This window comes from Bordetella sp. N, assembly GCF_001433395.1.
Classification (GTDB): domain Bacteria; phylum Pseudomonadota; class Gammaproteobacteria; order Burkholderiales; family Burkholderiaceae_B; genus Bordetella_C.
Genome location: NZ_CP013111.1, coordinates 1,876,863 through 1,890,524 on the forward strand (window position 1 = coordinate 1,876,863; position 13,662 = coordinate 1,890,524).

General features: G+C 64.4%; 13 protein-coding genes. 7 read left to right on the forward strand and 6 right to left on the reverse strand.

The genetic code is table 11. From position 1 onward, the window contains the following. Window positions 1–23 precede the first annotated feature (23 nt). On the reverse strand, window positions 24–947 hold the full coding sequence (locus tag ASB57_RS08040; protein WP_057651753.1) for a LysR family transcriptional regulator: 924 nt from the start codon (window positions 945–947) through the stop codon (window positions 24–26). Between the two features lie 194 nt (window positions 948–1,141). Between ASB57_RS08040 and ASB57_RS08045 the strand changes: the two genes are divergently transcribed. The 3 genes from ASB57_RS08045 to ASB57_RS08055 all read left to right on the forward strand — a co-directional run bounded on the left by ASB57_RS08045 (window position 1,142) and on the right by ASB57_RS08055 (window position 4,969). Further along, a complete protein-coding gene (locus ASB57_RS08045; protein WP_057651754.1) occupies window positions 1,142–1,921 on the forward strand; it encodes an SDR family oxidoreductase in 780 nt (259 codons plus the stop codon). Between the two features lie 119 nt (window positions 1,922–2,040). Next, a complete protein-coding gene (locus ASB57_RS08050) occupies window positions 2,041–2,493 on the forward strand; it encodes a cell division protein (protein WP_197424993.1) in 453 nt (150 codons plus the stop codon). Next, window positions 2,486–4,969, forward strand: a complete 2,484-nt coding sequence (locus ASB57_RS08055) for a PEP-utilizing enzyme (protein ID WP_057651756.1) — start codon at window positions 2,486–2,488, stop codon at window positions 4,967–4,969. The genes ASB57_RS08050 and ASB57_RS08055 overlap by 8 nt, the downstream gene beginning before the upstream one ends. On the opposite strand, the gene ASB57_RS08060 is transcribed toward ASB57_RS08055, so the two are convergent. The 3 genes from ASB57_RS08060 to ASB57_RS08070 all read right to left on the reverse strand — a co-directional run bounded on the left by ASB57_RS08060 (window position 4,950) and on the right by ASB57_RS08070 (window position 7,936). Continuing rightward, window positions 4,950–5,972 carry an SDR family oxidoreductase gene (locus ASB57_RS08060; RefSeq protein ID WP_057651757.1) on the reverse strand — a complete coding sequence of 341 codons (1,023 nt, stop codon included), beginning with the start codon at window positions 5,970–5,972 and terminating at the stop codon, window positions 4,950–4,952. The two genes, ASB57_RS08055 and ASB57_RS08060, sit on opposite strands and share 20 nt — an antisense overlap. A 95-nt stretch (window positions 5,973–6,067) precedes the next feature. Then, entirely contained in the window at window positions 6,068–7,006 is a 939-nt protein-coding gene (locus ASB57_RS08065) for an MBL fold metallo-hydrolase (protein WP_057651758.1), read from the reverse strand. Window positions 7,007–7,120: 114 nt separating this feature from the next. Further along, window positions 7,121–7,936, reverse strand: a complete 816-nt coding sequence (locus ASB57_RS08070) for an IclR family transcriptional regulator (RefSeq protein ID WP_082621447.1) — start codon at window positions 7,934–7,936, stop codon at window positions 7,121–7,123. Between the two features lie 197 nt (window positions 7,937–8,133). Between ASB57_RS08070 and ASB57_RS08075 the strand changes: the two genes are divergently transcribed. The 4 genes from ASB57_RS08075 to ASB57_RS08090 are packed head-to-tail and all read left to right on the forward strand — an operon-like array spanning window position 8,134 to window position 11,921. Further along, a complete protein-coding gene (locus tag ASB57_RS08075) occupies window positions 8,134–9,132 on the forward strand; it encodes a tripartite tricarboxylate transporter substrate binding protein (protein ID WP_057651760.1) in 999 nt (332 codons plus the stop codon). A gap of 44 nt (window positions 9,133–9,176) precedes the next feature. After that, window positions 9,177–10,082 carry an NAD(P)-dependent oxidoreductase gene (locus ASB57_RS08080; protein WP_057651761.1) on the forward strand — a complete coding sequence of 302 codons (906 nt, stop codon included), beginning with the start codon at window positions 9,177–9,179 and terminating at the stop codon, window positions 10,080–10,082. Then, complete coding sequence (locus tag ASB57_RS08085) at window positions 10,072–11,130, forward strand: glutamate cyclase domain-containing protein (protein WP_057651762.1); 1,059 nt, start codon at window positions 10,072–10,074, stop codon at window positions 11,128–11,130. The genes ASB57_RS08080 and ASB57_RS08085 overlap by 11 nt, the downstream gene beginning before the upstream one ends. Beyond that, window positions 11,127–11,921, forward strand: coding sequence for an MBL fold metallo-hydrolase (locus ASB57_RS08090; RefSeq protein WP_057651763.1), 795 nt, complete (start codon window positions 11,127–11,129; stop codon window positions 11,919–11,921). The genes ASB57_RS08085 and ASB57_RS08090 overlap by 4 nt, the downstream gene beginning before the upstream one ends. Window positions 11,922–11,930: 9 nt before the next feature. On the opposite strand, the gene ASB57_RS08095 is transcribed toward ASB57_RS08090, so the two are convergent. Both ASB57_RS08095 and ASB57_RS08100 read right to left on the reverse strand, forming a co-directional pair. Beyond that, entirely contained in the window at window positions 11,931–12,938 is a 1,008-nt protein-coding gene (locus ASB57_RS08095; RefSeq protein WP_057651764.1) for a tripartite tricarboxylate transporter substrate binding protein, read from the reverse strand. A 72-nt stretch (window positions 12,939–13,010) separates the two neighbouring features. After that, a complete protein-coding gene (locus tag ASB57_RS08100; RefSeq protein WP_057651765.1) occupies window positions 13,011–13,661 on the reverse strand; it encodes a 3-oxoacid CoA-transferase subunit B in 651 nt (216 codons plus the stop codon). Window position 13,662 lies beyond the last annotated feature (1 nt).

Consider the following 13,662-nt stretch of genomic DNA (forward strand, 5'->3'; position numbering starts at 1 on the left):
GGACCATTCGGGACACATAAGGCTCACCGGGGATCGAACAGTGCGGCCAGGCGCTTTTTTCGGAACGCTTCGACCACGAAATCGATGAAGGCGCGCGTCTTCAAAGGGACCAGCTTCTTGTTCGGGTAGTAGATGGACAAGGCGCCCAACTCGGCGGACCAATCCGGCAGCAAGCGGATCAAGGCGCCACTGGCTACCCAACGGGCCGCGTGGGGCGTCGGCAGCAGCGCCACGCCGTAGCCCAGCAAGGCAGCTCGCGCCATGGCTTCAGGGTCATCGAAAATCATGCGCACGCTGGGCTCGGCGGGCGCCTCCTGTCCGGCGCCATTGCGCAACGTCCACGCACGCAAGCGTCCGGTAGGTCCCGAGCGTCGTGCGATGCCGTCCAGGCCCGCCAGATCGGACGGGTGTTCCGGCATGGCACGGCCCGCCATGTAGGCGGGCGACGCCACCGCGATGATGTAGGCCGTCGCCAATTTGCGCGCCACCACGCCTTCCGTCAGTTCTATGCCACCCGCGATGGCCGCGTCGTAACCCTCGCCCACCAGGTCGACCGCGCGGTTCTCGAAATGCCAGTCTGGAATGATGGCCGGGTAGCGAGCCAGGAAGTCGCCCAGCAAAGGCACGATGTATTCATTGCCGAAACCCAGGCCCACCGTCACCCGCAACACGCCCGACGGTTTGCCGTCGCGCTGCGCCGCGTGGGCGAATGCATCGCGCAGCGTCGCATAGGGCGTGGCGGCGTTTTCAAAGAACTGCTCGCCCTCCTCCGTCAGCGCCAGTTTGCGGGTGCTGCGATGGAACAGCCGCAGTCCCAGTTCCGCCTCCAGCCGCGCCACGTTCTTGCTGACGGCGGCCGGTGTCAGCCCCAGGCTGCGCGCCGCCGCCGAGAAGCTGCCCACCTGGGCGCTGCGGATGAAGGATTCGAGGAGATTCAGGGCTTCCATATCTTGTCCTAAAACGCGTGTCCCAAACCTTGGAGCAGGCCATTTTCAACCAATAGTTGAAGATGATACAACCGATTCAGGACTATTTGGAATCGATAGGACAGGGAATACTGGCTCCGTCGTCACAGCAATCCCAAAACTTCGTAGCTCAACGCGTTCCACACTGAACGCCACGCCAAAAAAGGTCCTACATCATGAACACCCAGACTTCGAACTCGCAGGTTTCCTCCACCTCGGCCAAGCTGGCCGGCAAGACGGCCTTCGTCACCGGCGGCGGTCGCGGCATTGGCGCGGCCATCGTGCGGCGCCTGGCCGATGATGGCGCTGCCGTGGCCTTCACCTATCGCGGCTCGGCCGACCAGGCCAAGGCGCTCGCCGACGAGATCAAGGCCGCCGGCGGCCGCGCGCTGGCCCTGCAGGCAGACGCCGCGGACCCCGCCGCGGTCGTGCGTGCCTTGGCCCAGACGACGGACGCCTTCGGTCCGCTCGACATCCTGGTCAATAACGCCGGCGTGCTGGCCTTGGGATCGATCGAAACGCTGACCCTGGAAGAGTTCGACCGCACCTTGGACCTGAACGTCCGCGCGGTGTTCATCGCGGCGCAGGCCGCCCTACCCCGCATGAATGACGGCGGCCGTATCATCAATATCGGCAGCGTCAACGCCGACCGCATGCCCTTCCCCGGTGGCGCTGCCTACGCCATGAGCAAGTCGGCCCTGCAAGGCCTGGTGCGCGGCATGGCCCGCGATCTGGGACCGCGCCGCATCACGGTGAACAACGTCCAGCCCGGCCCGACCAACACCGACATGAATCCGGAAACCGGCGAATTCGCGCAAATGCTGCACGGCCTGATGGCGCTGCAACGGCACGCGCAGCCCGAAGAAATCGCCGGCATGGTGGCGTATCTGGCAGGACCCGATGCAGGCTTCGTGACCGGCGCGAACCTGACGATAGACGGTGGGTTCGCGGCTTAAAAACCTAGCAGCACCGACATTTGGGACAGCGTCGCCAAAAGGTACACTCCCGCTCATCCACACCAAGATGACGGTCACGCTGTCTCATGTCGCACTCATCGTTCTTTCCACGGCGCGCAATGGTTACCTGGCTGTATGCCGTCGCGCTGGGTCATCTGGTCGTCAGTCTGTTTCTTACCTGGGGCGGGCACCTCGCCCCAGCGGCCGCCTACCTGGCCCGCATCGAACACGCCTTCTGGCCTGACGCGGCGCCCCTGCACGTCCGCGACGTGCAGGTCTGGTGGCTGTCCTTGTTCGGCGCCACCCTTCAGAGTTACTCCATCTTCATGCTGGTGCTGGTACACGTCGGCAACACGATGCGTGCCCCGATCGCGTGGCAGGGCATGATGGCCGGCGTGCTGCTGTGGGCACCGCAGGACATCTTTCTTTCGCTGACCTCCGGCATCACCCTGAACGCCTGGATCGATGGCGCCGCCGTACTGGTCTTGTTGCCGCCACTGGTCTATCTGTACCGACACGACCACGCCGCGGCCAGCCAGACGCGTCGCGCATCGCTGGTCGGCCATGACTGATTCCGTCCTCTACCTGCTGGCCGGCAATGGCAGCGCCGCCGATTGGTGGGACGACGTGCTGCCCTGCTTCCAGCACCATGACGTCCGGCCGCTGGAACTGCCCGGCTTCGGCGACAACCCGCTGCCGCCCTGTGTCGATCTTGCCGACTACGCCCGCGCCCTGCTGTCCATGACCGAACGGGGTCACGCCATCGTGGCGGTTGGCGTCAATGCCTTGCTGGTCCTGCATGCCTTGCAGCTGCAACCGGGGCATTTTTCCCGGACGGTGCTGTTGGCGCCCGTGGGCGCTTTCCTCTGGCAGCGGCGCCTGCCCGCCTTGATGGCGCCCATGCCGCTGCGCAGGACCATCCACCATCTTCTGTCGCATTGGCCCACGCTGTTCGCGCGCAAGTTCTCGCGCCAACGCTGGACCGACGAACAATATCGGCGCATGGGGCGGGGCTACGCACGTTGCCGTGCGTTTGTGCCGCATTGGGATCTGGTGCGCGCGGATACCGCCTTGACCCTGCTGGAATGGGTGCGCGACCCCATCGAATTGGTATGGGGCGACCAAGACCGGATGCTGGGCGTGACGCAGGCTGCGGCGTGGTCCGCCATCCTGGCACGGGCGGATCTGACCATCAGCCTGCAACCGGGCTGGGGGCACTACCCCTGGATCGACGCGCCGCAGGCGTTCGCGGAATGGCTGGAGTCAGGGCCGGCGGCGCAAACGCGCGGCTTCGTCGCCCACACCAAGGGCGGACGCCTGCGCCTGGCGGCGTTCGCAGGCCTGCCCGTACCGCCCGCGCTGACGGTGACGGAGGCGGCCGACCCGCGCCTGCCCGGTTTGCTCGCCGAGCATCCGGAAGCCGTCTGGGCAGTCCGCTCGTCCAGTCATACGGAGGACCAGGCCGATGCCGCCAATGCCGGCCTGCATACGACCTACCTGCGTGTGGCCACGGCGGACGTCGCGGCGCGCATCGCCGATTTACGCGCCAGCCATGTCGAAGAGGCCGTCGTACAGCTTTATGTCGAACCGGTACTGTCCGGCATTGCTTTCGTGCGGCATATCGCCGTCGAACTGGAGTGGGTACAAGGTCACCTTGAAGGCCTGGCTGACGGCACGGCCACACCCAATCGGGCGGTGTTGTCCCCACTGGGCGACGCCTGGCGCGAAGGCTCGTTCATCAACGCGCACGGGTTGACGCAGGATGCGCTCTGGCGCTTTCTCCAGGACGTGCTGCGGACCTTCCATTATGTGCACGGCGATATCGAGTGGGCGTGGGATGGACGCCAGCTGTGGCTGCTCCAATATCGTCCTGTCACCGGCTATCCCTGGCGCCGCAACCTGACCTCGGCCAATATCGGCGAAATCCTGCCGCCACGGCCCAGCCGCCTGACGGAATATGCGCAACGGCGCGCGGCGGCCAGCATCCCCGCGATCATGGCGCGTTGGGACACCCGCGTGCTGGCTGACAACGAACCTTTCACCGCGACGTTCGGCGGCGCGTCCTATATCAACAGCGATCTGTTCCTGGCGCGCATGGCGGAATGGGGGGTGTCTTCACGCGGCTATGTGGCGGAGATAGGCGGATCGGCGCCGCGCCTGCCGTGGCGCCCGCTGCGGCTGCTGCGTTCGCTGCCCTTGTTCTTGCGCATGCAGCGCCGCGCCCGCGCGCATCTCTACACGCTGGAAGCCGGCTTGCGCCGCCACGACGACGCGCTGCGCGCCTTGATCGCCCAAGGCGCAGACGGCCAGCAACTGGCCGACTGGTTCACGCGCTTCTATGTCTTCGTCGTGCAGGGCAATCTGTGCATCGCCACGGCGCTGGCCAGCAGCGGCGGCGACACGCTGGGCCGTCCGCCCACTGCATATGGCGACCTGGCCCGCAGTCCGCACCGGGTGCCCTATGAAGCGGACCCCGCGTCGCCACGGCCGGAACTGGAAGAACTATCGCTTCAGGATTTCCCGCGCTGGTCGACGGCCATCAGGCTTGCGCATGGCGCGGGACTGCCCGGCATGCGCGGCTACTACCTGCAGGTGCGGGAGTGGTACCGCGACAACCTGATGCGCGTGACCTTTCGTTTGCATCACGCCATGCCCGCTGCCGACCGCGCGAACTGGTTTGCTCCGCATGAGGACAGCCGCGACCGTCAAGGCAGTTTCTGGCAGGACGGGCGCGCGAGCACCGAGCAGGCTGACGGCTTCATGATCTACCCAGGCCGGGTGCAAGGCACCCTGGGCGAGGACATTCTGCTGGTGGATACGCTGGAGCCGGGCCTGTATGCGCACTATCAGTCGGCGCGCGCCGTGATTGCCCGCATGGGCGGCCGGCTGTCGCATGGGTCGACCTTGTTGCGTGAACTGCGCAAACCATCCGCCGTGCTGCCTCTGGTCGATCCCGCCTGGCTGGGGCGCGTGGTGCTGTATCACGATGGGACACTCACCCTGGTCGAAGAGGAAGGCAAGCACGCCTTCAACCCGGACTGCCCGTAACCGGCAGGATCATGCCCGTGATGTAGCTAGCGCAGGCCGGGGCGGCCAGGAACACGTAGGCCGGCGACAGCTCTTCCGGTTGCGCGGGCCGTCCCATGAGCGTCTTGGCGCCGAATTCCTTCAACTCCTTGGGCGGCTTGTCGCCTGGATTGAACGGCGTCCACACGGGGCCCGGCGCCACTGCGTTCACGCGTATGCCTCGGGGCGCCAGACTGCTCGCCAGCGACATCGTGAAAGCATGGATCGCCCCCTTCGTGGTCGAGTAGTCGATCAGGCCGCCACTGCCGCGCAAGCCGGTCACCGACCCGCTGTTGACGATGCTGCCGCCCTCCTTCAGGTGCGGCACAGCTGCCTTGGCCATGTGGAAGTAGCCGTAGACGTTGGTACGCAGGGTCTCGTCGAAGCGTTCTTCGGAAATATCCTCGATGGACCCCGCGTGTTCCTGGAAGGCCGCGTTGTTTACCAGGACGTCGAGCTTGCCGAACTCGCGCAGCGTTGTTTCAACTGCCTTGCGGCAGAACTTGGGATCCTTCACGTCGCCCGGGATCAGGACGCAGCGCTTGCCTTCGGCTTCGACGCAGCGTTTCGTTGCCTCCGCGTCCTCGTGCTCGTTGAGATACACGATGGCGACGTCGGCCCCTTCCCTGGCAAACAGAATGGCCACGGCCCGGCCGATGCCCGAGTCGCCGCCCGTGACGATGGTGGAGTAGCCATCCAGCTTGGCGCTGCCGCGATAGCCTGGCGCCGAAAACGCCGGGCGCACCTCCATATCCGCTTCCAGGCCGGGCTTGCCGATACGCTGGTCCGGCAAGGGCGGCTCGGGGTAGTCCCGTTGCCCCGCCTGCATTGCCTGCTCTTTCTTGGCCCCGGAAGACCCCGCCGCCGCCTGGTCACGCTTATCCTGCTCTTGCTGGATGCGCTGCTGCTTGCCGGCGGTGGCCTCCGCCTGTTTGCGGTCGCCCTTGTGCTTGTCCTCTTTCTTGCCTTCCTTGTTCTTGCTCATGATGATCTCCCGTTAGTCGCGCGTTCTTTCGCAACTAACGCGCCTGGCCTGCTCATCCGGGGCAGTTCCGGCGCCGGGATGATAATCAGACCGGATCACATGGCATTCACGGGAATCTTCAGATACCGCACGCCGTTGGCTTCCGGCTCCGGCAGTTTGCCGCCGCGCATATTGACCTGTACCGAAGGCAGGATCAGGCGTGGCATGGACAAGGCCGCGTCGCGCTGCTCGCGCAAGGCCACGAAATCCTGTTCGGACACGCCTTCATGGACGTGCAGATTGCCCTGACGCTGAGCCGCGATGGTCGTTTCCCACACATAGCGGTCGCGGCCGGGCGCCTTGTAGTCGTGGCACAGGAACACCCGCGTGACATTCGGCAAGGCCATCAGCCGACGGATGGAGCGATACAGCACCGCCGCGTCGCCGCCCGGAAAATCGCAACGCGCGGTGCCGTAGTCCGGCATGAACAAGGTGTCGCCGACGAAAACCGCGTCACCGATCACATAGGCCATGCAAGCGGGCGTGTGCCCTGGCACGTGCAGTCCCACTGCTTGCAGTTGGCCAACGGAAAATTCCTCGCCATCGGCGAACAAATGATCGAACTGGCTGCCGTCTCGCGCGAAGTCCGTGCCGGCGTTGAAGACTTTTCCGAAGACGTCCTGGACGATGCTGATGTGCGCGCTGATGGCAAGGCGGCCGCCCAGGCGCTGATTCAGCAAGGGCGCGGCGGAGAGATGATCGGCATGGACATGCGTTTCCAGCACCCACTCGACGTGCAGGCCCCGCTCCTGCACGAAATCGATCAAGCGTTCGACGCTGCGGGTCGACGTGCGCCCGCTGGCCGCGTCGTAGTCCAGCACGCTGTCGATGATGGCGCAGGTGTTGGTCTTCGTATCGACGACGATATGGCTGACCGTATAGGTGTCTTCGTCAAAGAAGGAATGAATCTCAGGACGCCGCGACACGTCCTGGGTGGCGGCGTTAACGACCGCGCTGGCCGCGGCCAAGGCCGCGTCCGTGGTGGATGCCGGCATGCGAGCTCCCCCTTTTGAAAAATGAAGGCGCGCGTGCCGCCACTCGAAGGTGACGGCACGCAGATCGCATGACTGTACTGGATTCAGCGGGGCCTTGACTATGAGACTAGTCCTTCAGGCGTCCTGTTCGGCCTGCTGTGCGCGGCCGGTCAGCGCCTGCCCGATGCCAGCCGCCTCCCGCCGAAGGACAGCCAGCACCATGGCCTCGCGCTCGGCGGTCATGCGCATGGCGATTGCCGCCACGCTGAGCGCGGCTACCGGCCGGCCCGTCCCTGTCAAGATCGGGACGGAAACCGTGCGCGCGCCCGGCACGTCCACCACGTCCATCGCCACATGCCCTTGGCGGCGTGCGTCGAGCATCATGGCTCGCAAGCGCCTTTCGTTCATGCCGGCATACGCGCCGAGCCGGGGGACGTTATTGGCAAGGACCAGTTCCGCGACCTCTTCGGGCAGGGCGCTGAGCATGGCCAGGCTGCCCGCCCCTATACCCAAGGGCCGCCGCGTGCCGACATCGACGATAAAAGTCTTGATCGGATAAGAGCCGACGGCTCGATCCGCACAGACGGCATCGTCCCCGCTGCGAATCATCAGAAACACGGTATCGCCAGTGTCGTCGGCGATGCGCGCCAATGCCGGCTTGCATAACTGCGGCAAGTCCAGGCGTTCGGAGGCCGCCAGCCCCATGTCGTAGGCCAGATGGCCGAAATGGTAGCGCCGCGTGCTGCTGTCGAATACGAGCACGTCTTCCTCGACTAGGCATTGCAACATCCGTCGGGCAGTACTGCGGTCCAGGCCGGTTCGCGTCGCCAGCTCCACCGAGGTAGCACCCCGCTTTTGGCTTGCGACCAAGGTCCGCAACAGACTGACCGTGCGACGGATGCTTTGGGTGCCGCTGACGGCGGTAGATGAGGCTTCGGCAAGTGCGTTCATATTGTGATCACCAAATGGAATGGACCTCTATGCCATCGCCGGATATTCCGATAACTTCTGCACCGAAGCGCTGAAATATTGAGATTCCCAGGAATCAAATCACAAAACGGCGTCGATCACAATGTGATTTTCCGAAGCAAAAAAATAGAGACGCAACAACAGGGCACGTCCCATACAAGAGTCAAGGAGACCAAATCATGTTTCGAAGCATTCGCGTATCACTGGCATCGCGCATCGCCGCTGTCGCCGCGTGCGCCCTCGGCGCGCCAGCATCGGCGCCGGCCACGGCAGCGGGACACTACCCCAGCAATCCCATCCGCATCATCGTGCCTTTCGCGGCGGGGGGCACCAGCGATCTGGTGACCCGCATCCTGGCCCAGGCCATGGGGACCGAGCTGAATGTACCCGTCATCATCGACAACCGCCCCGGCGCAGGCGGCAACATCGGATCGGAGCTGGTCGCACGCGCGGCGCCTGACGGCTATACCTTGCTGATGGGGACGGTGGCGACGCATGGCATCAATGCCAGCCTCTACAAAAGCATGCCCTTCGATCCCGTAAAGGATTTCGCTCCGGTCAGCCTGGTCGCGTCGACACCGAGTGTGTTGGAGGTCAATCCCAAGCTGCCGGTCAAATCCGTGGCCGAACTCATCGCTTATGCCAAGGCGCACCCAGGCGCGCTTTACTTCGGCTCCGCAGGCAACGGCAGCTCGCACCATCTGGCGGGTGAACTGTTCGATTCGATGGCTGGCGTGAAGATGACCCATGTGCCCTATCGCGGCACGGCGGCAGCCGTCACGGACACGATAGGTGGCCAGGTGCAGGTGATCTTCGACACCCTGCCGTCGGCCATGCCCTACGTGAAATCCGGGCAGTTGCGCGCCCTGGCCGTGACCAGCACAAATCGTGATCCCGCTCTCCCTGACTTGCCGACACTGGCCGAGGCCGGGCTGCCCGGCTACGAGGTCGGGTCCTGGTACGGGCTGCTGGCGCCCGCCGGCACGCCTCCCTCCATTGTCGACAGGATCAGCAAACTGGTCGCGCAGTTGGTACGCCGGCCCGATATTCAGCAGAAGCTGCAAGCCCAGGGCGCGACCGCGGTCGGCGACACACCCGCGGAGTTCGCCACGCATATCGCGAGCGAGCTTAAGAAATGGGGGCCGGTCGTGCAAGCGTCAGGCGCCCGCGTGGATTGACCAATCAGCAACTCGTCGTTCCCCTCCCTCTGGAGCTGTAAATCATGAACGAACATAAGCCGATCGTCGGCATCATCGGGCTAGGCAACGCAGGCCTAGCCTTGGCAACTCCCCTGCTGCGTCGCTTCGATGTGCTGGGATATGACCGTGACGCCGAGCGCCTCACCGTGGCACGCGATAAAGGCGTGCGCGTTGCCGCCGATGCGGCTCAAGTGGCGCGCCAGAGCGATATCGTACTGCTGTCCCTGCCAACCCCGGCCGCGTCGCTGGCCGCCGCCGACGCATTGGCGCAAGGCCAGCTGCTTGACCGCCTGGTGATCGAAACGAGCACTGTCAGCCCGCAAGACGTGACGGCCTTGCAAGCGCGCGTGGCGCCGTACGGCGCCCGTGTGATCGACGCCGCCATCATCGGGGGCGTCCACAAACTGGCGCAAGGCAAGACGACCTTCCTGGTGGGAGCGTCGGCGGAGGACTATGCGCTCGCCAAGCCCATCCTGGAAATCGCAGCAGAAGAAATTTTCCACCTTGGACCTGCCGGCAGCGGCATGCGCGCCAAGCTGGTCAACAACGCCGTGGCGCATACGACCATGGTCATGTTGATGGAAGGCGCCACCCTCGCGGCCAAGGCGGGCGTGCCGCTGGATGTCTTCTATACCCTGATGCGGCGGGAGTCCGGACTGCTACGTCCCCTGACGCATCGCTTCGGCGAACGTGTGCTCCAGCAGGACTTCGAGGGCGGCATGCCTACCGCCAATGCGCGCAAGGACTCTGCTCTGGCGTTGGAATTGGGCCGTGAACTGGGTGTGCCCTTGTTCACCATGCAGGCGTCGCACACCGTCTATGAGATCGCGCGTGGCGCAGGATTGGATCGCCTGGACTACGCTTCCATTTCCAAGTTGTGGGAACAATGGACAGACGTCGCATTCGGAGGAAATGCTCATGCGCAATGAACGCTCCGCGAGCGCCCCCGACCTGCCCCACGATACCAATCCTTGGTACTACGAGTATCTCGATCAGATTGCCAATCTGGAACTGAAGAACAAACCCGCGCAACAAGGCGGCACGGCATTGCGGTACCGCGCGGCAAGATCCTCCCAAGGCGACGAACCCATCTGCGCCAGCATCGCGCGTACATTGGGCGCCCTTCGACCTGGCGGGACTGTCATTCTGGTCACCGGGACCGGTAATCCTGACTGGCTGCCCCGCGGCGAAACCGACGGTCCTTCCGGCGTGGCGATCCTGGCACGTGTGTTCGGCGCGTTGGGATTGCGCAGCTGCATTCTTTCGGAGCAACGCTTCCTGCCCGGCATCGTGGCGGCCGTGCGGGCCGGTGGCACGCCCTTTCTGGAAGAACCCGCCTGGGTCCGGCGCGACAACGCGGCCCTTGCGCTGCCCTTTCCCACCGGCGCGGCGGCGGCAGCACCATTCATCGAAAACGTGATGGGTCGCTTACCAGGCATCGCTGCCGGATTCTTTATCGAAAAGCCGGGGCCGAACGCGTTGGGTGCATTCCACAACAGCAGCGGCAAATCCAAGGACGGTGATTGGGTGGCGCACGCGCACCTGTTGGTAACCGCGCTGCGTGCGCGGGGCGTGCCGACCGTGGCGGTGGGTGACGGTGGCAATGAAATCGGCTTCGGCCGTATCCGCGACACGCTGGCAACGCGACTGCCTGCAGGTGGCGAGTGCGCGTGCCCTTGTCGCGGCGGCCTGCTCGACGCCACGAAAGTTGACCTGCTATTGCCCGCGGCCGTATCCAATTGGGGCGCTTATGCCATCGCGGCTGCCCTCGCGCTGGCACATGGACGGCCTGGCCTGTTACCCGACTGGCCGGAAGTGGCCGCCAGCATTCGCGCGCCGATCGCCGAAGGCGCTTTCGACGGCTACAGCGGACTGGCGCTCGATACCGTCGATGGTACCTCGCGTGCGGCCAATCACGCCGTCTATCAGCTGATGCGCGAGGTCTTGCGCCTGGCCCATGAAGGAGCTCACGCATGAAGATTTTCCAATCCGGCCGCACGTCGGTATACATGGTGGGTGGCGGCGGTGTGGGCCTATCGCACCCATGCGACTCACACGTCTACATCATCGAGAACAACGGCGTCGCGGCAATGGTCGATGCCGGCAGCGGCATCGCGCCGGAGGAAATCCGCGGCCGCCTGCTGCAAGATGGGCTGCGCCTTGACGCCTTAGAGACCATCATCCTTACCCACTCCCATTGGGACCACGGCCGCGGCGCGGCCTGGTGGGTGGCGGCCACCGGTGCGCGGCTTGCCGTACACCGGCTTGGGGTGGCCACGCTGGAGGAAAATTTGTGGCCCAACTCCCACGTCGAACGCCACGGCGTGGCATCGCGTCAGGTTAAGGTAGATCTGCCGCTGGAGGATGGTGACACGATCCATATCGGCGCCATCGAGCTGGAAGTCATCCACACGCCCGGACACAGCGACGACTCGATTTCCCTGCTGGCGCGACTCGATGGCCGCACCCTGTTGTTCGGCGGCGATACATGCTTTGCCGAAGGCGGCCATGGCACAGTCAATGCCGATACGGATTTCCGCGCCTACCGCGCGTCCGTACGCAGACTCTCCGAACTGAAAGTGGATATCCTGTTTCCTGGCCATAAGCATTTCGTACTGTCGCGCGCTCATGCGCATATCGCCATGCTGGACCGCCGAATGTCCGGATCGTGGACCAGCATGGTGGATGCCCGTGTGCCCTTCTTTCCCACATGGTGGCTGGAGCATGATGCCTCGCTCTATGAAGACGCCGCTCAAACGGAGCCCTGAGCCCGCCCTTCAGTTGCTCTCCACCTTCATCTTGGCCAGGACATCCTTCCAGGCGGCGGTCTGCTGATTGATGAATTGCTGGAATTGCGCGGGCGTGCTGCCCTTGGGATCGGCACCGCTTTGCAGCAGCTTGTCCTTGAAATCAGGATCATTCAAGGTTTTCTGCAAGGCATCGCTGAGAGTGGCCACCACATCGGCGGGCATGCCTTTCGGGCCGACCAGGCCATACCAGGTCGACATGTCGTAGCCAGGCAAGCCCGCCTCTTCGATCGACGGAATGTCGGGCGCGGCGCCGGAACGGGTGCGCGTGGTCACGCCCAGGGCACGCAGCTGGCCGCCCTTGATCAAGGGCAGCGCGGTCGGCAGATTGGGAAAGGCCATGGTCATGCGTCCGGCGATCAGGTCGGACATGAAGCTGCCGCTGCCCTTGTAGGGGATGTGCACGACATCCAGGCCGCCCAGCGCCGCGAACAGCTCGCCGGACAGGTGTACCGACGTTCCCGTCCCGGACGACGCGAAGTTCAAGCCGCCAGGACGTGCCTTGGCATCCGCCAGCAACTGCTTGACGTCGCGGTAAGGCGAATTCGCGGGCACCACCAGGACATTGGGCGCGCTCATCACCTGGCCGATGGCCGTGAAGTCGCTTGCGGGATCGTAGCGTGCCGTCTTGTACATCAGCGGATTGGTGACGAAGCCGATGGACGTGTAGTACAGCGTGTAGCCATCAGCGGGCGCCCGCTGCGTATATTCGGTGGCGATGTTGCCGTTGGCACCCGGCTTGTTTTCCACGATAAAGGACTGGCCAAGCCGCTCTCCAAGCTTGGCCGCCATGATGCGCGCCACCGCGTCCGTACTGCCACCCGGCGTGAAACCGACGACGATGTGGACGGGTTTGTCCGGATAGCGCGCCACGGCCGGGCTTGCCGCCAGCGCGGCGCCCAGCAGCGCGAACGCCACGGGCCATTGTTTTTGCCTTTGCTGCTTGGACGGATTGTCCTGTTGTTTGATGTGTCCCATGCTGTCTCCTGTCCTATTTATTAATTTTTGAGTTTTATGTTTTGCTGCGGACCGACATCCTGTCGCAGCGCCTTATTCACGCAGCAGGCGCAACTTCGAGATTTCCTCCAGGGCCTCATGGCTCAAGCCATCGACGCGGTCCACGACGAGCAGACCGGACGGCGTGACGGCAAGCGTCGCCAGGTCGGTGTAGATACGATCGACCACCCCGACGCCAGTCAGGGGGTAGTCGCACGTCTCCACCAGCTTGGACTCACTCCCGCGCGTGGTGTGTTCCATCATCACGAACACCTGCTTGGCGCCGCGCGCCAGATCCATGGCGCCACCCACCGCGGGAATGGCCGCGGGGTCGCGGGTACGCCAGTTGGCCAGGTCACCGCGCACGGACACCTGGAACGCCCCCAGGACGCAAATATCGATATGGCCGCCCCGGATCATGGCGAAAGAGTCGGCATGGTGGACGATGGACCCGCCAGGCAGCAGCGTGACGAACTGCTTGCCGGCATTCACCAGCTCGGTGTCGATGTCGTCGCCTTCAGCGACGGGGCCCATGCCCACCACCCCGTTCTCGCTTTGCAGGATGATCTCGCGATCGGGCGGCAAGAGGTTGGAGATCATCATCGGCTGACCGATGCCCAGATTGACATAGGCGCCTTCCGGGATGTCCTGGATCAGGCGGCGCGCGACTTCCGTGACGGTGCGCGGCGTGTAGGGTTTGCTCATG